The sequence below is a fragment of the Mucilaginibacter ginsenosidivorans genome, from assembly GCF_007971025.1.
Taxonomy (GTDB): Bacteria; Bacteroidota; Bacteroidia; order Sphingobacteriales; family Sphingobacteriaceae; genus Mucilaginibacter; species Mucilaginibacter ginsenosidivorans.
On sequence record NZ_CP042436.1, the window covers coordinates 1,277,713 to 1,300,503 of the forward strand.

Annotated in this window: 21 protein-coding genes; 5 read left to right on the plus strand and 16 right to left on the minus strand. The window is 45.4% G+C overall.

All coding sequences use genetic code 11. The features are described 5' to 3' along the window. Positions 1-40: 40 nt before the first annotated feature. The 3 genes from FRZ54_RS05825 to FRZ54_RS05835 all read right to left on the minus strand — a co-directional run bounded on the left by FRZ54_RS05825 (position 41) and on the right by FRZ54_RS05835 (position 2,473). A complete protein-coding gene (locus FRZ54_RS05825) occupies positions 41-1,051 on the minus strand; it encodes a zinc-dependent alcohol dehydrogenase family protein (RefSeq protein WP_228462632.1) in 1,011 nt (336 codons plus the stop codon). A 151-nt stretch (positions 1,052-1,202) separates the two neighbouring features. Continuing rightward, complete coding sequence (locus tag FRZ54_RS05830) at positions 1,203-1,640, minus strand: Hsp20/alpha crystallin family protein (RefSeq protein WP_147030699.1); 438 nt, start codon at positions 1,638-1,640, stop codon at positions 1,203-1,205. 113 nt (positions 1,641-1,753) lie between these two features. Next, a complete protein-coding gene (locus FRZ54_RS05835; protein WP_147030700.1) occupies positions 1,754-2,473 on the minus strand; it encodes an LOG family protein in 720 nt (239 codons plus the stop codon). A 315-nt stretch (positions 2,474-2,788) separates the two neighbouring features. Between FRZ54_RS05835 and FRZ54_RS05840 the strand changes: the two genes are divergently transcribed. The 4 genes from FRZ54_RS05840 to hemN all read left to right on the plus strand — a co-directional run bounded on the left by FRZ54_RS05840 (position 2,789) and on the right by hemN (position 7,525). Then, complete coding sequence (locus tag FRZ54_RS05840) at positions 2,789-3,973, plus strand: PAS domain-containing sensor histidine kinase (RefSeq protein WP_147030701.1); 1,185 nt, start codon at positions 2,789-2,791, stop codon at positions 3,971-3,973. A gap of 2 nt (positions 3,974-3,975) precedes the next feature. Beyond that, entirely contained in the window at positions 3,976-5,025 is a 1,050-nt protein-coding gene (locus FRZ54_RS05845; RefSeq protein ID WP_147030702.1) for a response regulator, read from the plus strand. Between the two features lie 83 nt (positions 5,026-5,108). Beyond that, positions 5,109-6,158: a 2-hydroxyacid dehydrogenase gene (locus FRZ54_RS05850; RefSeq protein WP_147030703.1), complete on the plus strand. Its 1,050-nt coding sequence runs from the start codon at positions 5,109-5,111 to the stop codon at positions 6,156-6,158. Beyond that, on the plus strand, positions 6,155-7,525 hold the full coding sequence (gene hemN, locus FRZ54_RS05855; RefSeq protein ID WP_187359761.1) for an oxygen-independent coproporphyrinogen III oxidase: 1,371 nt from the start codon (positions 6,155-6,157) through the stop codon (positions 7,523-7,525). Before FRZ54_RS05850 ends, hemN begins: the two co-directional genes overlap by 4 nt. A gap of 103 nt (positions 7,526-7,628) precedes the next feature. Here the strand turns inward: hemN and FRZ54_RS05860 are convergent, their stop codons facing one another. The 10 genes from FRZ54_RS05860 to FRZ54_RS05905 form a co-directional block, all read right to left on the minus strand. Further along, on the minus strand, positions 7,629-9,437 hold the full coding sequence (locus FRZ54_RS05860) for a hypothetical protein (RefSeq protein ID WP_147030704.1): 1,809 nt from the start codon (positions 9,435-9,437) through the stop codon (positions 7,629-7,631). A 65-nt stretch (positions 9,438-9,502) separates the two neighbouring features. Continuing rightward, positions 9,503-9,856: a hypothetical protein gene (locus FRZ54_RS05865; protein ID WP_147030705.1), complete on the minus strand. Its 354-nt coding sequence runs from the start codon at positions 9,854-9,856 to the stop codon at positions 9,503-9,505. Positions 9,857-9,946: 90 nt separating this feature from the next. After that, on the minus strand, positions 9,947-10,633 hold the full coding sequence (locus FRZ54_RS05870) for a sulfite exporter TauE/SafE family protein (RefSeq protein WP_147030706.1): 687 nt from the start codon (positions 10,631-10,633) through the stop codon (positions 9,947-9,949). After that, on the minus strand, positions 10,630-11,067 hold the full coding sequence (locus FRZ54_RS05875; RefSeq protein ID WP_147030707.1) for a FixH family protein: 438 nt from the start codon (positions 11,065-11,067) through the stop codon (positions 10,630-10,632). The genes FRZ54_RS05870 and FRZ54_RS05875 overlap by 4 nt, the downstream gene beginning before the upstream one ends. Then, positions 11,054-12,445, minus strand: coding sequence for a cytochrome c oxidase accessory protein CcoG (gene ccoG, locus FRZ54_RS05880; protein ID WP_147030708.1), 1,392 nt, complete (start codon positions 12,443-12,445; stop codon positions 11,054-11,056). Before ccoG ends, FRZ54_RS05875 begins: the two co-directional genes overlap by 14 nt. A 23-nt stretch (positions 12,446-12,468) precedes the next feature. After that, on the minus strand, positions 12,469-13,395 hold the full coding sequence (locus FRZ54_RS05885; protein ID WP_147030709.1) for a cbb3-type cytochrome c oxidase N-terminal domain-containing protein: 927 nt from the start codon (positions 13,393-13,395) through the stop codon (positions 12,469-12,471). After that, complete coding sequence (locus FRZ54_RS05890) at positions 13,392-13,583, minus strand: hypothetical protein (RefSeq protein WP_147030710.1); 192 nt, start codon at positions 13,581-13,583, stop codon at positions 13,392-13,394. Before FRZ54_RS05890 ends, FRZ54_RS05885 begins: the two co-directional genes overlap by 4 nt. A 4-nt stretch (positions 13,584-13,587) precedes the next feature. After that, on the minus strand, positions 13,588-15,714 hold the full coding sequence (gene ccoN, locus FRZ54_RS05895; RefSeq protein WP_147030711.1) for a cytochrome-c oxidase, cbb3-type subunit I: 2,127 nt from the start codon (positions 15,712-15,714) through the stop codon (positions 13,588-13,590). Between the two features lie 96 nt (positions 15,715-15,810). Next, a complete protein-coding gene (gene ccoS, locus FRZ54_RS05900) occupies positions 15,811-15,972 on the minus strand; it encodes a cbb3-type cytochrome oxidase assembly protein CcoS (protein WP_147030712.1) in 162 nt (53 codons plus the stop codon). After that, complete coding sequence (locus FRZ54_RS05905; RefSeq protein WP_147030713.1) at positions 15,969-18,362, minus strand: heavy metal translocating P-type ATPase; 2,394 nt, start codon at positions 18,360-18,362, stop codon at positions 15,969-15,971. The genes ccoS and FRZ54_RS05905 overlap by 4 nt, the downstream gene beginning before the upstream one ends. A gap of 144 nt (positions 18,363-18,506) precedes the next feature. Between FRZ54_RS05905 and FRZ54_RS05910 the strand changes: the two genes are divergently transcribed. Further along, complete coding sequence (locus FRZ54_RS05910; protein ID WP_147030714.1) at positions 18,507-19,760, plus strand: Nramp family divalent metal transporter; 1,254 nt, start codon at positions 18,507-18,509, stop codon at positions 19,758-19,760. A gap of 25 nt (positions 19,761-19,785) precedes the next feature. Here the strand turns inward: FRZ54_RS05910 and FRZ54_RS05915 are convergent, their stop codons facing one another. The 3 genes from FRZ54_RS05915 to FRZ54_RS05925 all read right to left on the minus strand — a co-directional run bounded on the left by FRZ54_RS05915 (position 19,786) and on the right by FRZ54_RS05925 (position 22,727). Then, complete coding sequence (locus FRZ54_RS05915) at positions 19,786-20,643, minus strand: universal stress protein (RefSeq protein ID WP_147030715.1); 858 nt, start codon at positions 20,641-20,643, stop codon at positions 19,786-19,788. A gap of 25 nt (positions 20,644-20,668) precedes the next feature. Then, positions 20,669-22,138, minus strand: a complete 1,470-nt coding sequence (locus tag FRZ54_RS05920; protein ID WP_147030716.1) for a L,D-transpeptidase scaffold domain-containing protein — start codon at positions 22,136-22,138, stop codon at positions 20,669-20,671. A gap of 154 nt (positions 22,139-22,292) precedes the next feature. Further along, positions 22,293-22,727: a hypothetical protein gene (locus tag FRZ54_RS05925; protein WP_147030717.1), complete on the minus strand. Its 435-nt coding sequence runs from the start codon at positions 22,725-22,727 to the stop codon at positions 22,293-22,295. Positions 22,728-22,791 lie beyond the last annotated feature (64 nt).

Below are 22,791 nucleotides of genomic sequence, written 5' to 3' on the forward strand. Positions count from 1 at the left end.
CCGGAATGACAGTAATCATGCAAAAAAATGATCGGGAAGCTTATTTGGTATCCATCACCAGCACTGCGGCGCCTTTTACCAATCCGTTTCTGAGGCGGGCTATAGCTTCATTAGCCTGCGACAGCGGAAATAGTTCAGTTTGGGTATGTACGGTAATAGATTTCAGAAGATCAAAAAAATCGAGTCCATCTTGCCGGGTCAGGTTGGCTACTGAGCGTAACACGCGTTCTTCCCAAAGCAGGTCGTACGAAAAAGCGGGTATCTCGCTCATGTGTATGCCGCCGCAGATAACGGTTCCGCCCCAGTCTGTGTCCTGTAAAGCTTTCGGGATCAACTCACCTGCGGGTGCGAAAATAATTGACGCGTCGAGTTTTTCCGGTGGGATATCGCTGCTGCCGCCAACCCAAAAAGCGCCCAGGTCGCGGGCGAACGATTGCGATTTTACATCGCCGTCCCTTGTAAAAGCGAATACCTTTTTATTTTGAGCCTTTGCTATCTGTATCAATATGTGGGCCGCCGCCCCAAAACCATACATGCCTATATTTTTCGCAGCAGCATCGATCATATGGTACGACCGGAAGCCTATCAACCCGGCGCAAAGCAAGGGCGCCGAAGCAGGATTGTGATATTGATCTGAAAGCCTGAAGCAATATTGCGCGTAGGCCACGGTATATTCGGCATAACCGCCATCCATGGTGTAGCCGGTAAATTTTGCATTCTCACATAAATTTTCCCTGCCTTTTTTGCAATACCTGCATTTGCCGCAGGTATAACCCAGCCAGGGCACACCGACAATATCACCGATACGGATACCCTCGACACCTGCCCCGACCGCAGCCACCGTCCCTATGATCTCGTGACCGGGAATGAGTGGCAATTTGGGCCCGGGAAGCTCGCCATCCAGCACATGAAGGTCTGTACGGCAAATGCCGCATGCTAACACCCTGATAAGTACCTGGCCATCAGAAGGCACCGGAACAGCGACATCCTGATAAACCAAAGCCCGGCCCGGCTCCTCAAACACCATAGCTTTCATTGTGGCAGCGTTCATTGCATTGGTAAATTAAATGATGAATTTAGCAGTATTTATATAATCATAACAAGTTTTCCAACCGCAGCCGTTCAAATAAAATAAGAAACGCCCGTCACCGGGCGTTTCCCAACTTAACTGATTGATTTGAAAATGGCAGTAAGCTAAAAGATCAGTTTACCTTCACCTCTTTTTTTGAGATGGCCGCTTTGCCGGATTTCTCCAGATCGATAGTAAGCAGGCCATCGCGGTACCTCGCGTTAATAGCGTCTTCCTCCACATTGTCCGGTAAGGTGAATGTACGGGTAAAGGATGAACACGAAAACTCGCGACGGGTATAATTGTCCTTTTCTTCATTACGCTCGCTGCTGGTCTCGGCGCTAATGGTTAACAGTCCGTTCTCGGTTGTTATTTTAAAATCATTTTTGTTAAAGCCCGGGGCTGCTACTTCTACTTCGTAATGGCCTTTTGCATCTTTAATGTTTACCGCAGGCAATGTTTCTCCATTAAACAATGTTTTGTCGAAGAACTTGTCTGTGTTCCAGAAATCTTCCATCATTGACCTCAATGATGAAAATCCGTTTGGTTTTGTTTTTACTAAAGTTGACATAACGACTAATATTTAAAGTTTCTGTTATAAAGGTCGAAACATCAAAACTTTTGTACCATGACGGTGGTCAATGATTGGGGTGATTGTTATCACAATGCCGTTTCATCAACAGCTTATTCCCGCTCAAACAGCCATTTCAACGGCCTGACTCTGCGTTTAGGCTTGAGGTTATATTGATTGATGCTTTTTTCAATGATCAATGCTTTAGCCTCTTCGATATCATCGGTTACCAGGAACAAACGGTCATCGTTTTCGCCAATGGTCGCATTAGTTTTCATCTGGTCAATATGGGCCAGCAACTCTTTATGATATTCTTTGCCAAAAATAATTATGGGGAAATTTTTGATCTTACGTGTTTGTATTAACGTTAACGCTTCAAAATATTCGTCCATTGTTCCGAACCCGCCCGGCATTACCACAAATGCAAAAGAATATTTTACCAGCAATATTTTGCGAAGAAAGAAATGTTTAACGTCGACCCATTTATCCAGGTACGGATTCGGCTTTTGTTCTACCGGCAGCTGAATATTACAGGCAACCGAGCGCCCGCCAACTTCTTTTGCCCCCCTGTTTGCTGCTTCCATCAGGCCCGGCCCTCCCCCTGTCATTATCGTAAAGCCCAATTTGGCGAAAGCCCCGGCGGCCTCCCTGGTTAGTTCATAATAAGGATGGCCCTCCTTAAAACGTGCCGAACCAAATATGGTAATACAGGGCCCTATAAAATGCAGTGCGCGAAACCCACGTATAAATTCAACCATAGTTTCGAGCGTGAACTTAAGCTCTTTGAGCCTGGAATGCGGCCCGTCAAGGAATACGATCTCTGATTTGTCCATAAGATGGTAATAAATCTATTACAAACATCCCTGTTATGCAAGTTATCCTAAATGACACGGGTCACGTAACTTACTGACTGCGGTCATGGTGCTATTCTTTAAAAATCTCCTTTTTTGGCGCAAAGATCAAGTGTTTATTACCTGTATAAAGAAAACAGACGGGCTATCGGGGTCCTTTTTTGAGCGGATCAATCCACCCAATCGATAGTTGCTTTGCGGCAATAGTCAAAAAATGACCTGTGTCATTTTTTTAAATAATTTAAAGCATTCTTCATAACCTGATGCATTTTAGATATTTGTGATAAATATCATTTTATGGAGAGCGCCGCTTTATTAAAAGCCATTATTGAGAACGCCATTGACGGCATCATCACCATTGATGAACGTGGGCATATCGAATCCATAAATCCCGCTGCGTGTGCCCTTTTTCAGTATACTCCCGGCGAGGTTATCGGTAAAAATATCTCCGTGCTGATGCCTTCGCCTGATCGTGAAAATCACGACGGATATCTTGCAAGATATCAACGAACGGGCGATGCCCATATTATCGGAATAGGGCGCGAGGTAAGGGGACTGAAAAAAGATGGCTCCGTTTTCCCTTTCAGGTTAGGGGTAAGTCAGGTTCAATATTCAGGGCGAATAATTTACAATGGGTTTATTCATGATCTGACGCGCGAAAAAGATGCTGAAGAAAAATTGAGAGGTTATGCGGCTAAACTGGAGGAGTTAGTCGAAGAGCGTACCAGTTCATTAAAAGAAACTGTACTGGCACTACAGGCGGCCAAAGAGGAGGTGAGCTTATCGCTTGAAAAAGAAAAGGAGCTAAGCCAGCTAAAAAGCCGGTTTGTGTCGATGGCGTCGCATGAATTCAGGACGCCCTTAAGTGCAATACAGCTTTCCGCCGTATTGATAGAGAAATATTCTGCACAAAAGGATAACGAAAACATAGCCAAACATATAGCAAAAATAAAGAATGCAGTTCGCAACCTGACTTCAATATTAAATGACTTTCTTTCGCTCGAGAAGCTGGAAGCAGGGAAAGTGGAGCCCGTTTATGCTGAATTTGATATTGTAAAATTTGCTGAAGATATCATCGAGGAAATGCAGATGGTGGCGAAGCAAAACCAGCTGATTGTTTATGAACATACCGGCACTGAAAGTCTCGCAAAGCTGGACCAGGCCCTGCTGAAGAATTGCATTATCAACCTGATAGGCAATGCCATTAAATATTCGGGCGAAAATACTTTTATTGAATTTAATACAGAAATAGCTGATAAGCAGTTATTTGTGACCGTAAAAGATAATGGTATAGGTATTCCGGAAAACGACCAGAAGCACCTCTTCGAAGCCTTCTTCCGTGCGCATAATACCGGCAACATACCCGGAACGGGCCTTGGACTGAATATCGTTACACGATATACCAACCTGATGAATGGAAAAATAAAATTTCAGAGTAAAGTAAATAAAGGCACATCATTCACTATCTCTTTTCCGCAATAACTATGAAAACGATACTGATCATCGAAGACAACACAGACATCCGCGAAAACACCGCCGAAATATTGGAGCTCGCAGGATACAAAGTACTGCAGGGCATTAACGGTAAAACAGGCGTCGACCTTGCCTATCAGCATAAGCCTGATCTGATATTATGCGATATCATGATGCCCGAACTGGACGGTTACGGAGTTTTATATATGCTCAGTAAAAATGCCGAGGTTGCATCAATACCATTTATATTCCTGACAGCCAAAGCTGAGCGGATAGATTTCAGGAAAGGGATGGAAATGGGCGCCGACGATTATCTTACCAAGCCTTTTGATGATATTGAACTTTTGAATGCAATTGAAAGCAGGCTGGAAAAAAAACGCAAGCAGGAAGAATTTTATAGCAAATCGTTGCAAAGCCTGGAGAAACTATCGGCGGGAAACGGGCATGGGATGGCCGAACTAAAAGCGATGATAGCCGGGCGGAAAATACGCCAGATAAAGAAGAAGCAGATATTATACTATGAAGGCGACCAGCCCCAGGGTATTTACCTGGTGATTGAAGGGGCCATAAGAACATTTAAACTAGCCGAGGATGGCAGGGAACTAATGATGGGTTTATATAAACCTGATGATTACCTTGGTGTGCACGCATTGTTGCTGGACGAGCCCTTTACAGAGACAGCCGAAGCCGTTGATGACGCAGCTGTATGCCTTTTGCCCAAGGATGCGATAATTAACCTGGTAAACCGGTATCCTGATATTACGCTGCAATTCATCAAAATACTGGCGAATAACATACGCGAAAAGGAGGACCAACTGCTTGAACTGGCTTATAATTCGGTACGGAAAAGACTGGCGCAGGTGCTGGTGAGACTAAGCAAACAGTTTACCGACCCTTCTCAATTTAAGATATCAAGGGACGAACTGGCATCAATGGCGGGTATGGCCACCGAAACGGTTAGCCGTACGCTGAGTGACTTTAAAGATGAAAAATTGATAGAAAAAAAGGGGAGTCACATACAGATACTAAACCTTGAGAAGCTCGCCAAAATGAAAAACTGACGAATATCACTTTTCTTATTGACCGTTCTCATACGGCAGCGATAACGACAGAGCTAATTTTGTTCAAATAAATTCTGTCGAAAATGAAGGTAGTAGCCTATAGTATAAAGCCGTTTGAAAAGGAGTTTCTTGCGAGAGCCAATCAGAAGAAACACGATATAACGCTTATATCGAACCCCTTGGGCCCCGAGACTGCCTCCTTTGCGGCGGGTAAAGATGCTGTCCTGGTTTTTACAAATGACGATGTATCAGCGGGGGTAATAGATAAACTTGCTGATTTTGGTGTAAAATATATTGCAACAAGGTCTTCCGGCACCGATCATATTGATAAGGGCGCTGCCGAAAAAAGAGGCATCAGGCTGGCTAACGTCCCGGCATACTCACCCGAGGCGATTGCCGAACATGCGGTTGCGCTGGCACTTGCGCTTAACCGTAAACTGATCAAAGCCGATGAACAAAGCCACAATTTTGACTTCCGCCTGGACAACCTGATCGGCTTTAATTTCCACGGGAAAACAGTTGGGATAATTGGGCTTGGAAAGACCGGCCTGGCCGCCGCAGCTATTTTCAACGGGTTTGGCTGCAGGGTGCTCGGGCATGATATATTGCCCCCGAAAGATGCCGAAAATATTGAATTGACCGACCTTAATAAACTATTTTCTGAATCGGATATTATCTCGATCCATGTACCGCTTAACGACCAGACCAAACACCTCGTCGACAAGGCTGCAATAGCGTTGATGAAGGACGGTGTAATGATCGTCAACACTTCAAGGGGTGCCCTGATCCAGACAACTGATGTATTGAACGCACTTGACAACGGCAAAATAGGTTACCTGGGATTGGATGTGTACGAATTTGAAAAGGGACTCTTTTTCACCGACCATGAAGATGATAAACAGAAGGATGCATTGCTCAAAAGGTTAATGGATCATCCAAATGTGCTGATCACGCCGCACCAGGGCTTTTTGACCAGGGAGGCACTGCAGGAGATCGCAAATCAGACCATCATTAACCTGGATCTGTGGCAGCAGGAGAAATGTGTGGGTGATGCCTGTATCGGTAATAAAAAATGCAATGAAAAAAAAGCGGATGCGCCTGTAAGTATGGACCATATTAATCTTTTGCCATGAATCACCTGCCAAAACACCTGATAAATAAATACAACGTGGCGGCGCCGCGGTATACCAGTTATCCCACAGTGCCATATTGGAGTAAAGAGCCCTTTGATCAAAAACAATGGGCAGGGGCTGTAAAGGGGGCCTTTGATGCCACCAACGGCGAAGATGGTATAAGTTTATATCTTCACCTGCCGTTTTGCGAAAGCCTTTGCACCTATTGCGGCTGCAATACCAGGATAACCAGAAATCACGGGGTCGAAGAGCCTTATATCAAAGCATTGCTGAAGGAATGGGATATATATCGTCAAATATTCGGCGGTAAGCCGGTGCTTCGCGAAATACACCTGGGCGGCGGCACACCCACATTTTTCAGCCCCGAGAATCTTAAATTATTGATCAACGGTATATTAAAAGATTCCGTTGTCCACCCGCAAGCCGATTTTGGTTTCGAAGGGCATCCGGCTAATACAACTTTCGAACATTTAAAAACATTGTATGATCTCGGGTTTCGCCGGGTTAGTCTTGGGATACAGGATTTTGATCCCCGCGTGCAGTTCATCATTAACCGCATCCAAACCTTTGAACAGGTTAGGGATGTAACCGAACAGGCGAGGCAGATAGGATACACCTCGGTAAATTACGATCTGATATATGGTTTGCCCTTGCAAACACAGGAAAGCCTGGTAGATACCATTGAAAAGGTAAGTTTACTCATGCCCGATCGCATTGCGTTTTACAGCTATGCGCATGTACCCTGGGTAAAACCCGGACAACGGCGTTTTACCGAACAGCATCTGCCATCGCCGGAAGAGAAAAGGGCATTGTATGCCCTCGGCCATCGCATGCTTGCCGCGCTTGGTTATCATGACATTGGCATGGACCATTTCGCCCTGCCGACTGACAGTCTTTATAAAGCTGAAAGGTCCAAACATCTGCACCGTAATTTTATGGGATATACGCACCAATATACCAGGCTGATGGTTGGGCTGGGCGTATCGTCCATCAGCGATACCTGGGATGCTTACGCCCAAAATGTCAAGAAGGTTGAAGATTATATCGCTATGATCGGCAATAACGAGTTACCGGTCGTAAAAGGACATTTTTTGACTGAAGAGGACATGGTCATTCGCAAACATATCCTCGATATCATGTGTAAAGGCGAAACCTATTGGAATTTTCACGAAGAGCCTTGTTACGCTTTATTCGAAGGGCTGGAACGTATGCAGGAGCTGGCCGATGACGGTCTTGTTCAACTTAGCTCCTATAGCCTTACGGTTACGCCCATCGGTAAAAGATTTTTGCGGAATATCTGTATGGCTTTGGACGCCAGGCTTTGGGCCGATCAACCCACTACGCAGTTATTCAGCATGGCCGGATAAGGAATAAATTTTTTTTTAATGTAAAAGCCAGCCTGCCGGTACCTATTCGGCAGGCTGGCTTTTGTATGTTTACCCGCGGCCAACCCGGCGGTATTCGAATTCTTTACTGCAAGGATAACTGATTGGTCGCTGCTTCAATATTAACCAGGCAAAGCTGCTGTTCTGATAGCGCCAGGTCGCTGAACATCTTTTCGATATAAGAGTTGGCGTAATTTGTCATTTGCGGGATCAGCTGCTGATAATATTGTATGCCCTGCTGCAATTGGGCTTTAAAGTTCTGAAGGTGCTTGTGCTTTTTATCATTCATATTCTCCATGTATGCCGATATTTCGCGTTTCAAATAATCAATGTACAGGTTCAGTTCGTTGATAAAGATATCGGACCGATCGGAGCCCTGGAGCAAATTTATCTTGCCATAAATATGGCTAACCATTTCGTCGAGCGAATAAACATTTGAGAAATAAGCAAGATTCGGTCCCGGGCAAATGGCAACAGCGGATCTTTCCCCGGCCGTCAGCATATCATTTTTTATATAGACCGAAGCTGACAACCCCTCGCACAGGCACACCTTTTCCGTGATGCTTTCATATTGCCGGTTGTAATCTTCATCATTCAATTTCAGAGCAGCCAATTCTGCTATTTTCAAGTGCTGGTATTGCCTTGATGCAGTGCATATCGGCTTGTCTGTAAACTCAGTGTTGCTGCATAAATATTTTTTGGTACACGGGCTTCCCGGCCTGTTTCTCGCTATGCGGTGTTGCTTTTCCTGTTCAATACTGCTGTTTTTGAAGTTATTGAATAACACACCCAGCGGCGACGCATTACTAAGATAATAATCATCTCTTTTTGAGCCGGCCAAATGCTTCAGCGTATCATCATCGACGTTAGTTGCCTCAGGCACCAGCAGGAAGGGGCTGCCCCAGCCGGCTGCATCCAGTTGATAGTGCTGCAGGAGAAAATTATGCTCATTGCCTGTGCCGATACCTCCCTGGGCAGTTACGCGTTGAGTAGGTGCTTCGTTAATTTCAAGACCTTTTGTTTGGAGAGCGGACTGATACATGGCAAAAAGCTCCAACTGCATCGCCAATCTTTCCGACTTAAATTCCTCCAGGATGGGCCCAAGTAACAAGCCATCGGTAGCGAAGGCATGGCCGCCGCAGTTAAGACCCGATTCGATACGGAATTCCGACACCCAAATGCCTTTTTTTGCCAGGAACTTTGCCTGTATCAGTGCAGAACGATAATTGCTTACTTTCAATGTGACCTTTTTCCGCAGGGCGCCGTTTTCATCGGGGTAAAAATCACGGAATTTTTCAAGGTAACTATATAATTTGGGGTTCATACCTGCAGATAGTACAACCGACGATTCCAGGTCGCTTTCTGCAAAGCCCCTTAAAGCCGCCAATGCATCGGTATTCTCGTCGCCGCTATAATCACCTTTCGCATCATAATTCAGCTTATCTACTTTGGCCATGATGTTTACATCAATCGATCCTTTTTGTATTTGAGCCCGCAATACCTGCTGAAAAATTTCTTTGCGCTCACCTTCATGTTCCTTCATCAGGTCGTATCCCTGTTTTAAAACAGAGCGTTCCGGCAGCAGATCGAAATAGCGTTCAATGTCGCTTCCCTCGGTAAAAGGTTCCTGTTTTAACCTGGTGAATTGATCGTTTACAATGGTATTCAACAGGTTCAGGTAGGCAGTTATCCTGCGTGCGCGGCAATCCGGCGACGTTTTATGAATTGGAGCATACGGGATATTATTTAACCCGCTATGATATTTGCGCATACGTTCCACCAGTTCGTCGTCCACGACAGAAACTACGGATGAGATGCCGTACCGTGCAACTTTTATTGGTGTATCAATGGAAAAAGCAAGCCCTAAAACGGGTATATGAAATGAGTGGATCATTATTTAATTATCAGATACATAAAAAAAGCCCCAATACGGGGCTTTCCGATTTTAACCAGGGGTAATTATAATATGATCACAACAACAGACATAATAACCTGGATTAAAATGCTTATCGCAGACATCAACAAAACTGCGCGGATGCTTGCACCACCCATATAGGCGATGATAGTTGAAAAAAAGCAAGTCATGGTAATTAAAAGTACGGGCAGCGCCGGGGCATCATAATAATATACCAGGAACACCGGTAGCGGCAGGAAAAATATGCCCTGTACCACCAGTGCTAAAAAGAACCACATGGTCTTTCTTTCCTGCTGGCTGTCTGCAAAGACTGTAAATTTCTGCCATAAAGAGATGTTCGTGTCGGTGGAGTGTGAATGAGCCCAATTTGCGGGCATGCTTGTTTTTAAAGTAGCCATAACTGTTAATCTTTAATTCAAAGATCGCAAAGAGGAAACTACAACAGGATGACGACGGTCATTTCAAAAAGTGACAGTACTCACAAACGACTACTGACACAAATTTTGAGCGGCCCTGATCACCGGACTCAGGTATGGAATATCCAGCGAGAGACCGCGCAGGATAAACCACGCGCCAAGCAATACCATAAAATAAGGCACCACCAGGTTCAATTTTCGCCTTACCCCCAGGTTAATAAAACCTGACCCAACCGTGGCAAGGAACATGAGCGGGAGTGTGCCCAGCCCAAACCAGAACATATACTGCATAGCGCCGCCGGCCGATGAAGTGTTAATAGCGCCGGCCAAAGCAAGATAAACAAATCCGCAAGGCAGTAAACCATTTAGCATACCGACGAAGATATGCCCCCAGCGATGATTAATTGCGTAAACCACCAGCCGGTTAATGGCTAAAAAAAACCTGTTCCCTCTCTGGCTGTTCGTGAATGACAGTTTGAACAATCGGGAAGAAGCAGCTATAAGTATTAAAATACCGCTTGCAATTGTTACACCGCGCTGCAGGCCAAGCAGCCAGAGCTGTTTGCCTATGAGGCCAATAAGCAACCCCAACAACGAATAGCTGATAATGCGGCCGAACTGGTAAACAAGTTTATCCCATACAAAAAGCCACCGGCGTTTATCTCCGGTTGGTATCGCAAACGCGAGGGGCCCGCACATGCCGATACAATGGATACTGCCAAACAGCCCTATATAAAAAGCTATTTGGTAGGTGCTCATGGCAGGTCTATTTCTTTTTTGTAGATATATTTTTTGTTGTTGGCCTGCCAGTCGACAGTCAGGCTCCAGCGTCCGCTGCGCAGGCCGTCGCGGGGGATAACAATATGATCGTCACCATCGCTGTTAAAGTTGATAACCTTATCAAGGGTGGCATCGGCCGGCCTTTCGAACCGGACGCTTCCTTTTACAGCCGACGTAAACATGAATGCAAGACTGTTTTCTGAGATTTTAATAACCGGCTGTGCCTTGTCGGTAACAACCTGTTTCTCCTGGTTGTAAACGGAGTCGAAAGCAAGCCCCTTCTCATAGTATTGCCGGTCAAAATCGTTGGGCGACTGGCGGAACATTTGCACGCCCAGCACCACTATAAAAGTTATGAAAGCACCCATGCCCAGCACAAGTCCCTTTCCCCAGTTTAGCTTAATCTTCTTCATCGTCGTATGGTCCTATGAAAGTTGTGCTTATGGAATTCAATACCTTACCATGGTCCACCACATTCAATTTAATGTTTGTTTTGGCTGCGTGTATTTGCTTGACCGGCAGCATCAGGAAAAAGACAGCTTTTGTCGAACTTTCCTTACCGAGCGTACCAGGCGCCTGTATGTACTTTACTTTTACCGAAGGGTCGGCAGGTACCAATTGAACGTCCTGCAATTTGTCGGTTTTATTAATGATATCAGCGTTGTAAATATTACTGATATAATGCCCGGGCTGTTCCTGGTAAAGCATCCCGCCCGTGCGCAGAACAGTTACGTCGATGTCCTTGCGCTGGTAGATAAAATAAGCCAGCACCCCAAACAGCACAGCTATGATGACACTATACGCTTTCATGCGACCGGTGAAAGTAGGTTTCTTATTTTCCCTGATCATTTCTTCAGAGTAGAAGCCGATCAGGTTCATATCGCGGTGTATCTTTTCCATTACCTGGTTACAGGCGTCGATACACATGGTACAATTTACACATTCAAGCTGTGCTCCCTTCCTGATGTCGATGCCCGTGGGGCACACATCAACACACAAGCCGCAGTCCACGCAATCGCCTTTCGGAGTTGGATCTTTGCGCGACAGTTTGCCACGGGGCTCTCCACGCGTGTAATTGTAAGCCACCAATAACGTGTGCTTATCTGTAAGCACTCCCTGCAAACGGCCGTAAGGGCAAAGAACAGTACAAACCAGTTCGCGCACACGGCTATAAACCAGGTAGAAAGCTATTGTGAACACCCATATACTGATAAAGCCAATTACGTGCTGTGTCACCGGCTCCGTCATGATCTTTAACAGGTTTTCACTGCCGATAAGATACGCCAGGAATGTATTGGCGATAAGGAATGAAAGAACCACGAAAATGAAATGCTTGGATGTCTTTTTGATGATCTTTTCCCGGGTCGCTGGTCCCTCGTCAAGCTTTCTTCTTTTTTTGGCGTCCCCCTCTATCCATATCTCGATCTTCCGGAAAACCATCTCCATAAAAATCGTTTGCGGACATATCCAACCGCAAAAAACCCGGCCAAAAGCCATGGTGAAGAAAACGATACACACCACGAAGGCCAGCATAGCGAGCACGAAGAGAAAGAAGTCCTGCGGCCAGAACGTCTGGCCGAGCAGGACAAAATGCCTTTCCATTACATTGAGCAGTAATAACGGGTGCCCGTTTATCCGCAAAAATGGCCCGGCAAAAAACAGGATGAGATACACATAGCTCAGCCAGTTGCGGTATTGGTAAAATTTACCTTTCCGTATCACCGGGTACATCCATCTGCGCTTACCCTTACCGGTGGTTTGTGGCTGTTCTGAAATATCTGTATCTAACATCTGTTGTTATTTATTCACTTGTGTTATTTAATCAGTGCTGCCGTTTTTGGTGCTGGGGTAGCCGGTTTTGCTGCTCCGTCATCAACTATTTTATCTCCCTGCGGCTCTTTCGGATTGGCAGGGTTACTGCCATGTATCGATTTTACATAGTTGGCAACATCAGAAATTTGCTTGGGCGACAGTTGTGTTTCCCAGGTTGGCATGCCTTTGCTGGCAACGCCATATTTAATTGTCTTAAATATTTCGTTTATCTTATTTCCATGGAGCCAGTAATCATCGGTCAGGTTTGGACCTACATTACCCTGGCCATGATCGCCATGGCATGCTATGCAACGGCTTTTAAAGATATCCTGACCCGAACTTAACACGGCCACGTCGGTTGTAAGTTTGACGGTATTTTCATCAACCATATTCCCTACTTTGGCCAGGTAAGCCGCCTTTTCTTTAGCAGCAACAGCCATTTCATTTTTATATTCGTCGTACTGTAACGGCGCAGCATCGAATACGTGATAAATAAGCAGGTAACCTATTGCGAAGGCTATTGTTACGTAGAACAGGTACATAAACCAAGCAGGCGTCGGGTTGTCGAGTTCCTGTATACCATCGTAATCGTGCTCTATCAGCAGCGATTTTTCTTCCGACATAGGCTTCAGCGATAACAACCTGTTTAACCTGTCGGCGCGCGCGGCCTTCCTGGCTTCTTTAAGCGCTGCTTTGTCGGCTTTTGCGTCAACTGCTGCTTCGGGACCAAGCAATAAACGGGCGACCAGTTTGAATGCTTTTAACACCGTAAGCATGGCTACAATAAGCACAACTAATGCAATCATAATAGCGCCATAGCCTATATAATTCATCGTTTCGCCTGATAAAAGACTATGATCATCGGCCGCAAATGCCGGCTGAATACTTAGTATGAGGAGTGATAAAAATATGAAGCGGATAGTTTTCATGACTTTAAAGGATTAGGGGTTTCTTCCGTACAATCATTTAAGGGTATATCGCTCATGTAATCAACATGCTGTTTGCGCAGGCGCAATAACAGTACGGTAACCACGATGAAGAATACAAGGAATATGAACATGGAGAACAGCAGGTAAACCTGGTTACCGTCGATATGCTCTGTAAATTGTCTAAACATCTTCTTAATTATTTGCAGTTTTATTTGCTTTAATATCGGTTCCCAGGCGTTGCAGGTAAGCGATAATGGCTACTATTTCTTTGTTGCTCTTAACCTTGATATGGTCCTTAGCCAAGTTATCGGCAATGCCTTTAGCCTGCTTGTCCAGGTCGTTGTTTGCTATCTTGTCGTAACCGGTCGGGTATGGAACGCCCAATGATTGCATGGCCCTTATTTTGGCCCCCGTTGTATTGGTGTCCAGCTTTTGTTTTATCAGCCAGCTATATTCGGGCATGATACTCCCCGGCGACATCAGCCTGGGGTCCATCAGGTGATTAAAATGCCACGAGTCGCCATACTTGCCGCCTTCGCGCTGCAGGTCGGGGCCGGTTCGTTTCGATCCCCACAGGAATGGGTGGTCGTACACGAATTCGCCCGCTTTGCTGTATTCGCCATAACGTTCCGTCTCCGACCTGAACGGCCTTATGGTTTGCGAGTGGCAGTTGACGCACCCCTCGCGGATATAGATGTCGCGGCCCTGTAACTCAAGTGGTGTATAAGGCTTGACGCTTGCAATAGTTGGGATATTAGAAGATATGGTCAGCGTTGGCATAAGTTCTACAAATGTTCCGATAAGGATGACGATCAGCGATGCAACCAGGAAAAGGATAGGCTTGCGTTCGAGCCTGCGGTGCCAGCGTTCGTTACTTGCCTCTGGCCTTAATTTTTCAAGCGGCATTGCTTCGGCGGCTTCATCGGCAACCAGTTTACCGCGAACAGCAGTTTTATAAAGATTGACGGCCATGATAATTACTCCCGTCAGGTACATGGTACCACCTATTGAGCGCATTACGTGCATAGGGATGATACGCATAGTAGTTTCCAGGAAATTCGGGTATTTCAAAATACCTTCCGGTGTAAACTCCTTCCACATTAAACCTTGCGTAAAGCCCGACCAGTACATCGGGATCGCATAGAACAGGATACCCAGCGTGCCGATCCAGAAGTGGAACGAAGCCATTTTTTTTGAGTAAAGTTCCGTTTTATAAATGCGAGGGATAAGCCAGTAAAGAATGGCGAAAGTAAGGAAACCGTTCCAGCCTAAAGCGCCCACGTGAACGTGAGCAATGATCCAGTCGGTAAAGTGACCGATAGCGTTCACTTGTTTTAGCGAAAGCATAGGCCCTTCGAACGTCGCCATACCATAAGCAGTTAAGCCAACTACCATGAACTTGAGGATCACATCATCGCGAACTTTGTCCCAGGCGCCGCGCAGCGTAAGCAAACCATTGATCATACCGCCCCAGCTTGGTGCGATAAGCATGATAGAAAACACCACACCCAGTGATTGCGCCCAGCCGGGCAGGGTGCTGTAAAGCAGGTGGTGCGGGCCCGCCCATATGTAAATAAATATCAGCGCCCAAAAGTGCAGGATACTTAATTTATAAGAATATATAGGACGGTTGGCCATTTTAGGCAGGAAGTAATACATCATGCCCAGGTATGGGGTAGTCAGGAAAAATGCAACAGCGTTGTGCCCGTACCACCACTGCACCAGCGCGTCCTGCACCCCGGCAAAAACCATATAACTTTTAGTGAAACTTACCGGTATCTCGAGCGAGTTAACGATGTGTAGAACGGCAATAGTAACAAACGTGGCGATATAAAACCATATAGCAACGTAAATATGCCTTTCGCGGCGTTTGATGATGGTGCCGAACATATTGATACCAAAAACCACCCATATAATGGTTATCAGTATATCTATCGGCCATTCCAGCTCTGCATATTCATGCGAGGTAGTGATACCCAGCGGAAGCGTAATAACCGCCGATACGATGATCAGCTGCCATCCCCAGAAGTGGATCTTACTGAGTACGTCACTGAACATGCGGGCCTTCATCAGCCGCTGGAGAGAATAATAAACGCCCATAAAAATGGCATTGCCCACAAAGGCGAATATCACCGCATTGGTGTGCAGCGGCCTTACACGCCCGAACGAGGTGTACTGGTTATGCATATTCATCTCAGGCTGGTACAATTGTATTGCTATGATCAGGCCCACCAGCATGCCGATGATACCCCAGATAACTGTCGCAATACCAAAATTTCGAACGATCTTATTGTCGTAGTAAAATTTTTCCGGTTGCATATATTTATTGATTAATGTGATTTTTATACCGCCGTAAAATTATTCCGGCCGGTTCAATGACAGAATGATATTGGTTGTGCCGATTTGTGATCGTAATCACTTTTTCTCCTCTTTTTCCGGCTCATCGTCAAGCAGTATCCGGACCGAAGGAGTATACAGGTCGTCATTCTGACCATTCTTTTGGGCCCAAAAAAATGCCCCAAGGAATATCAGCGCCAGCAACATGCTGCACCCGATCAAAAAATAAATGATACTCATAGTAACTTCCTTTTTTTAGCAGCCAGGTGTGCGGCAATACTGGTGAACGAAATAATGGTAACTGTACTCAGGGGCATTAGTATCGCTGCAATAAGCGGCGATAGCCTGCCGCTTACAGCATAGCCAAGGCCGGCAATGTTGTAACAAAGCGATATGATGAACGATGCATATATTATATGTAGGGCATCTTTTGAAAATTTAAAGAAATCGGGCAAGCGGCTTAATGCTTTGCCATCGAGTATGGCATCGCTGCCGGGCGAAAAGTTATTGACGTTGTCTGTTATGGCTATGCCCAGGTCGCTTTGCTTTAACGCTCCGGCATCATTCAGCCCATCACCTATCATCATCACTCTATGCCCGTTCGCCTGCAGCATTTTAATAAAGTCGAGCTTTTCCTGGGGGGATTGTTCGAAAAACATGTGACCCGGTTTAAACACAACCGACAGCGCTTCCCGCTCGTGGTTATGGTCGCCCGATAGCAGGAATACTTCATACGCGGATGAAAGATCCTTTATATTTTTTATGCCGTCGCGGTAATGTTGTTGTACACTGAAATATCCTTTATAAATATTGTCGATCCGGATATGAACTTCGGTCAATTTAGGCCCCGAACCGGGCGAGGATATGCCCCGGATAAACCTTTCGCTGCCAACGTCCACAATATGTCTGTCGATATCGGCGGTGATACCGCGGCCCGGTATCTCGTAGTAAGAGTTAGTGCTCAATTTATGCTGGTGGTTCCAAAACTGGCAGATAAGCCTGCTAAGCGGATGCGCCGAATTACTGCAAGCCGAATAAATAAGTCCTTTCTCGTATTCGGAAACATCACCGTGCTGCGTAACGGTATTGCCGCCTGCAATGGTAATGGTGCCCGTTTTGTCAAGAACGATGGTATCAATATGGGCCAGTTGTTCAACAACGGCCGTGTTTTTCAGGTAAAAAAAATTCTTATCAAAAATGCTCAATGCCGCAGCCATGGTAAACGGCGTACTAAGCGCCAGCGCACACGGGCAGGCGATGATTAGCACAGCGGTGAATGCAGATATACCCCGGTGAAGATCGGCAGGCAACCAGAACAGGAATGACCCTAAAGCTATCGCCAACAGCACGATGGTAAAATATTTGCTTGCCTTTTCACTGAAGGTTTGCATGCGGTTATCCTGCAGGCGGGTAAATGCCTCGTTATTCCAAAGCCGGGTAAGGTAACTTTGCGATACGGGTTTTACCACCTCCAGTTCAATGGCTTCGCCGGTTTGTCTGCCACCTGCATACACAACTTCGCCCAGCACTTTTTCAACAGGTACAGACTCACCGGTAACAAAGCTAAAATCAACCTTACCTTCACCTTTCAGCAAAATTGCGTCGGCCGGGATGATCTCATTATTCCTTATCAGTATCCGCTGCCCCACCTGTATATCAGCCAGCGGCACCGGTCGTTCTTTTTCTTCTTCGATCACCTGTACAGCTACAGGGAAAAATGAACGGTAATCGCGTTCGAAGGACAGGTGATAGTAAGTTTTGCGCTGGACAAATTTCCCTACCAGCAGGAAAAAAACCAGCCCGCAACAGGTGTCGGCAAAGCCAGGCCCCATATGCGTTATTATTTCTGCTGCCGTGCGTACGAACAGAACGGTAATACCTATGGCCAGAGGAAGGTCGATGTTCAATACCTTATTCTTAAGGTTTGTCCAGGCCGATGTGAAATAGCCATTGGCACAATAAAGTACCACAGGCAGGCAAAACACCAGGTTCAGCCAGCCGAAAAACTGCCGGAAGGCTTGTTCGTTCACTGATATGCCCAGGTATTCGGGGAAGCTCAGTAACATTACGTTGCCAAAGCAAAAACCGGCTAATGCAATTTTTTTAACCAGGTTATCTTTCTTATCCGAGCCTTGTTTCCTTATCACATCCTGCAGGCTGATGAGCGGCTCATATCCGATCCGGTCCAGAACTTCAACCACCCCGTGCAGGGTGATCTGCTTATTGTTGAACCGGATGTTAACCTGTTTGCGCAGGAAATCAACCCGGCTGTAATAGATAGCCGGGTTGATCCTGTTCAATTGCTCAAGCAGCCATATACACGAACTGCAATGAATATTGGGTATGTAGAAGGTTACAATAGTGAATTTCTCGTCCGAATAATCGACAAGGTCCTTTACTATGGAAGGCTCTTTAAGGTAATCGAACCGTTTATTCCCGCTTTTTTGCTCTGCACCCGGATGTACATTAAAGGAGTAGTAGTTGCAGAGCCCGCTTTGTGACAGAATGGAATAAACCTCGCGGCAGCCATTGCAGCAAAACACCTTTTCGTCCTGTTCAATATATCCTTCTTCACAGTCATTGCCGCAATGGTAGCAATGAATTTGCTGCTGTATCTTAATTTGTTTCATTTAAGCCCGTTGTCAAAAGCAAAAATGAGTGCTATTTGCCTGTAAAAGAATGATCTTAATTAACGCTGAAAAGTGACCTTCGTCATTTTTTTTGCACCGCTTAATTAAAGCTTACTTTGTTATATTGCTGCCGAAATTATAGCGATGCCCGCACCGAAAAGAATCTTTAAAAAGACTTTATCCGTTCTGAAAACTTTGGGACCGGGCCTGGTAACCGGATCAAGCGATGACGACCCGTCGGGTATAGCAACCTATTCGCAGGCAGGAGCACAATTCGGCTTTTCCATGCTTTGGACGGCCCTTATAACGTTTCCGCTTATGGCCTCAATGCAGGAAATGTGTGCCCGCATAGGATTGGTAACCGGTGGTGGACTAGCCAGCACTTTGAAAAATCATTACCCAAAATGGATACTTTGGCTCATGATCATTTTTTCATTTCCTGCAATTGTTCTCAATATAGGAGCAGATATTGCAGGAATGGGGGCTGCGGCCCATCTGATCTGCCCTGCGGTGCCGTCTTTTATTTTCACTATTGTATTTACTGCTTTAATCATCGTAGCTATTATCTACTACCCTTATCAAAAGCTGGCGGCGGCTTTAAAATGGGCATGCATTACGCTGTTGGTGTACCTGGCCGTACCGTTTTTTACAGATACAAAATGGCTTTCAGTACTCAGGCATACCTTCATTCCCAATGTTGAATTTAACAGGGACTTTGTGGGGATGATGGTAGCTATTTTGGGAACAACAATTTCTCCTTATTTATTTTTCTGGCAGGCAACAATGGAGGCCGAAGGCATCAAACAAAGTAAAGCAGCGCTCATAGTTGACAAAAGGGTACTTAAAGATATGCGGAAGGATGTGGATATAGGTATGTTGTTTTCCAATATCGTCATGTTTTTCATCATACTAACGTGCGGAAACGTGCTTTACCCCAATGGCGTGCACCAAATAGAAACGGTTGAGCAGGCAGCCGTCGCATTGAAGCCTATCGCGGGAAATTTAGCTTATACTTTGTTTGCAATCGGTATTATTGGTACGGGTTTTTTAGCTATTCCGGTATTAAGCGGTTCGTTATCCTATATGTTTGCCGAGACCTTTGACTGGGATGAGGGATTAGATAAGAAATTCTCCCAGGCCAAACCGTTTTATGCAGTCATTGTTATTGCGCTGGTTATAGGGCTGCTCATTAATTTTACCAATATTACGCCACTGCAAGGGCTTATCTATTCGGCTATGCTTTATGGTATTACATCTCCTGTAATCATCCTGATCGTATTGCATATCAGTAACAATCGCAGGATAATGGGCGATAATGTTAATAGCCTTCGCTCAAACATTATGGGAGCAATTACGTTTTTGTTAATGCTCGGCGCAGCCCTGGCCCTTTTTATTTAACTTTAACGGGTTATCAACCCGGAGTTTATTTTCCCGGAATTACTAATAACGGTATAGTAATATGCTGAGCCATTTTTTGGGTATGGCTGCCGGTTAATATTTTATCAAAGAAGGACCGTTTGCGGTGTACCATTGCCAGTATATCCACATTGCCGAACCTGCATAGCCAATCGAGACCTTTTGCAGGTTTATTGCTTTTTACAATCCGGTAGTATATATGCGGGTAATTGGCTTTGTTGGATAACTCAAGCAGGAAACCTTCAATGGTCTTCTTGAAATCGTAAGCCTCATCTATCTCGTCATAAATGTGTGTTAAAAGCAATTCGGCATTCAGGCGTTTCAGCAGGGAAATCAGTTCGAATATGGCTTCCAGGTCCTTTTTGGGTTCTTTAAAATCGGTAGCAAACGCTATCTTCTTTACCGGGGCGATTTCAGCTGTTGGCGGGACCAACAAAAGTGGACATGTAGCATCATCTATCATTTTGCGGCTATGGTTCCCTAAAAACGTTCCGCTAACCCAGGTATGCCCATGGGTCCCCATTACAACCAGTTCGACGTTCTCTTTTTTTGCTGCCCTATTAACGATATCGGAAACGATACCGTCTTCACTGATACGAGTGATATAAGGGCGGAATGCAGGCCCTTTTGCAGACCGTTCAAGCGATTTTTCTAATTCTTTTAACTCGTCAGCGCTGCTTTTTTGCAATTCTTCGTATTCGTACTGTGGCCAAACCAGTGTACCGCCCTGCGGAATTTCGGCAGGCACAAGAAAAGCATTACACAAAACCACATTGGCTTCTATCTTGCCGGCGAGCGTGTAACCATACCTGGCAGCATGCTTTGCATTAGTCGAAAAATCTGTCGCGATAAGTAAATTTTTCATCTTTTTAATTATTAATGGGCCATTATTATTGCATTGTCAGTGTTTGGGGTGCGCTGTAAAGGGCCATTTCCAGGCTCTTGTCCAGGTCGTAAATATCTTTGTAGTTATAAACGGATCCTTCTTTCACTTCGCAGGTCAGGTAGGTGATCTTAATGGACACCGGATTTGAAAATGATATGTTTTTTGTCAGGTGGTTCTTCATTGCTTTGGTAAGCGTCGCGATTTTGCCACTGTCGCCACCGCGTTTTAACATTAGCTCTGCCAGGTGCTGCGCATTTTCAACTCGTATGCAGCTATGGCTGAATGCTCTTTCTTCGCGGTTAAATAGTTGCTTCTCCGGGGTATCGTGCAGGTAAATATCATACACGTTCGCGAACCGGAACACAAGCTGCCCTAATGCGTTATCGCAGCCTGAAGACTGGCGGGCATAGTACAATTGGGGGTTGCGCTTCACCGTCAGCAGGCTTGTCCTGTCCGGCGTAATATAATTACCACTTTTGTCGTAAATGGCAAAATGACTGTTCTCTATATAGTCAGCATTCTTTAGTGCTTTGGGTAATATTTCATTCACAAATATTTTCTGTGGTATTTTCCATTCAGGCGAAGTTGTAAAATACGTGATCTCGCTATTCAGTGTCGGTGTGGGAGCTGATGTTTTGCCAACCACCACCTTAAACTCATAAACTGTGTCGGGCTGGTAAAACTTTAAAGTGTAGCTTGGGATATTAACCTGGATGTAACCGTTGCCGCCGATGTCTGCCCAGCGCAGGCGTTCCATGTTGATAGCGATCTTGTGCACCTCGCTGTCAGGTACTGCATAGCAATCTTCCTGGTACTGGCCTTTCAGCAGCCGCATGCGATCCTGCATAGCAAGGTATTGTTTTGATCTTGGCTGCACACTTACTATGGCATTTGTAATATCAGGTTGCCGGCGGGCATTCATCAATACGGATTCGGCATGGAACGGGAGTGACATATCTCCGTCTATTTTTTCTGCAGCATACCATGGGTTAAGCTTACCATAGTGCAGGTTGTTAATAAATGTGATGAGCGCATCGGTAAGCAAAATATCAAACCGGGCCTTTTTGCTGTTGCTGATCTTCCCGGGCTCTTCTATCATTGTATGCAACGGATCGTACAACAGCGCTTTTGGATGATAATCCTCGTGCGAAAGGCCATATTGCAGCACACAATCCAGTAACATCATTGCTTCCCAGGTTTGCTTTGTATCGCCTTGCCTGCTTACCCAGGCAGCCTGGTAACCATTGGCTTCGTAAAATCTTTTTACCGAGTTTGGATAATATAGCATAGGTTCTTTGCCCGGTACCAGGTATTGCTGTATCAGGGCGGTTACGGATGTATCCGCATCATTTGCCTTGCTGGATGAGACCGCGTTGCATGACGCGAAACCCCTTATCGATGCAAATAATAACAATGTGCAAAAAATAACAGCATTTGCTCTGTTCCCGTGTGCATGTTTGATCAGCTTTTCCATGACTTTGCTTTTTGTTATTCAAAGTTGCTTAATAGACCCGGGCGAAATAATGACCATCGTCATATAATATTCTGACAGTGAGTCACCCGGTGGAACAAAAAAAGCGCTCATGTATATCTGCATGGCGCTTTTACTGAAAAATATGACTGATTAATTAATTTGGAAAGAGCATGTTGGTGGCCAAACCATTTTGGCTATGTGGTTTTTGTAAAAAGCTGAAGATTTTCTTTTTAAGTTCTTTATATTCCGAAAAGATGTTGGTTACCATATATTCAAGCCTGATCTGCTTACCTGCCAGCCAGCTCACGTCTTCGGGAACAACATCTTCTGACATCAGTTCGAGATGCCTTATTTGTTCATCCAGGGCCTTTTCTAATTGATTTTTATCAGCGTCAAGCTTCATCAGCTCGCGATTAAGCTCCAGTACATCCGCGCGACCGTCCTTATGCTGAATATTAAAATAGTAATCATCCAGCAGGGTACGTAAAAAACCGGTTTCGAATTTATAGAATTCGAGGTCGGAACCCCACTTGCGGGCAATAACATAATACTGAAGTGCACGGGATGACAGGCTGTTGGTGGTTTCCATATGTTTGTGTTTGATATGAGATAAAGGTCGGTCGGGCCACGCAGGTGATACATGACGGGGGTCA

What these genes read in the sequence shown, in the direction of transcription:
- FRZ54_RS05825 (WP_228462632.1), bottom strand. Translation starts at nt 1,051, where the DNA reads ATGAACGCTGCCACAATGAAAGCTATGGTGTTTGAGGAGCCGGGCCGG.
- FRZ54_RS05830 (WP_147030699.1), bottom strand. Translation starts at nt 1,640, where the DNA reads ATGTCAACTTTAGTAAAAACAAAACCAAACGGATTTTCATCATTGAGG.
- FRZ54_RS05835 (WP_147030700.1), bottom strand. Translation starts at nt 2,473, where the DNA reads ATGGACAAATCAGAGATCGTATTCCTTGACGGGCCGCATTCCAGGCTC.
- FRZ54_RS05840 (WP_147030701.1), top strand. Translation starts at nt 2,789, where the DNA reads ATGGAGAGCGCCGCTTTATTAAAAGCCATTATTGAGAACGCCATTGAC.
- FRZ54_RS05845 (WP_147030702.1), top strand. Translation starts at nt 3,976, where the DNA reads ATGAAAACGATACTGATCATCGAAGACAACACAGACATCCGCGAAAAC.
- FRZ54_RS05850 (WP_147030703.1), top strand. Translation starts at nt 5,109, where the DNA reads ATGAAGGTAGTAGCCTATAGTATAAAGCCGTTTGAAAAGGAGTTTCTT.
- hemN (WP_187359761.1), top strand. Translation starts at nt 6,155, where the DNA reads ATGAATCACCTGCCAAAACACCTGATAAATAAATACAACGTGGCGGCG.
- FRZ54_RS05860 (WP_147030704.1), bottom strand. Translation starts at nt 9,437, where the DNA reads ATGATCCACTCATTTCATATACCCGTTTTAGGGCTTGCTTTTTCCATT.
- FRZ54_RS05865 (WP_147030705.1), bottom strand. Translation starts at nt 9,856, where the DNA reads ATGGCTACTTTAAAAACAAGCATGCCCGCAAATTGGGCTCATTCACAC.
- FRZ54_RS05870 (WP_147030706.1), bottom strand. Translation starts at nt 10,633, where the DNA reads ATGAGCACCTACCAAATAGCTTTTTATATAGGGCTGTTTGGCAGTATC.
- FRZ54_RS05875 (WP_147030707.1), bottom strand. Translation starts at nt 11,067, where the DNA reads ATGAAGAAGATTAAGCTAAACTGGGGAAAGGGACTTGTGCTGGGCATG.
- ccoG (WP_147030708.1), bottom strand. Translation starts at nt 12,445, where the DNA reads ATGTTAGATACAGATATTTCAGAACAGCCACAAACCACCGGTAAGGGT.
- FRZ54_RS05885 (WP_147030709.1), bottom strand. Translation starts at nt 13,395, where the DNA reads ATGAAAACTATCCGCTTCATATTTTTATCACTCCTCATACTAAGTATT.
- FRZ54_RS05890 (WP_147030710.1), bottom strand. Translation starts at nt 13,583, where the DNA reads ATGTTTAGACAATTTACAGAGCATATCGACGGTAACCAGGTTTACCTG.
- ccoN (WP_147030711.1), bottom strand. Translation starts at nt 15,714, where the DNA reads ATGCAACCGGAAAAATTTTACTACGACAATAAGATCGTTCGAAATTTT.
- ccoS (WP_147030712.1), bottom strand. Translation starts at nt 15,972, where the DNA reads ATGAGTATCATTTATTTTTTGATCGGGTGCAGCATGTTGCTGGCGCTG.
- FRZ54_RS05905 (WP_147030713.1), bottom strand. Translation starts at nt 18,362, where the DNA reads ATGAAACAAATTAAGATACAGCAGCAAATTCATTGCTACCATTGCGGC.
- FRZ54_RS05910 (WP_147030714.1), top strand. Translation starts at nt 18,507, where the DNA reads ATGCCCGCACCGAAAAGAATCTTTAAAAAGACTTTATCCGTTCTGAAA.
- FRZ54_RS05915 (WP_147030715.1), bottom strand. Translation starts at nt 20,643, where the DNA reads ATGAAAAATTTACTTATCGCGACAGATTTTTCGACTAATGCAAAGCAT.
- FRZ54_RS05920 (WP_147030716.1), bottom strand. Translation starts at nt 22,138, where the DNA reads ATGGAAAAGCTGATCAAACATGCACACGGGAACAGAGCAAATGCTGTT.
- FRZ54_RS05925 (WP_147030717.1), bottom strand. Translation starts at nt 22,727, where the DNA reads ATGGAAACCACCAACAGCCTGTCATCCCGTGCACTTCAGTATTATGTT.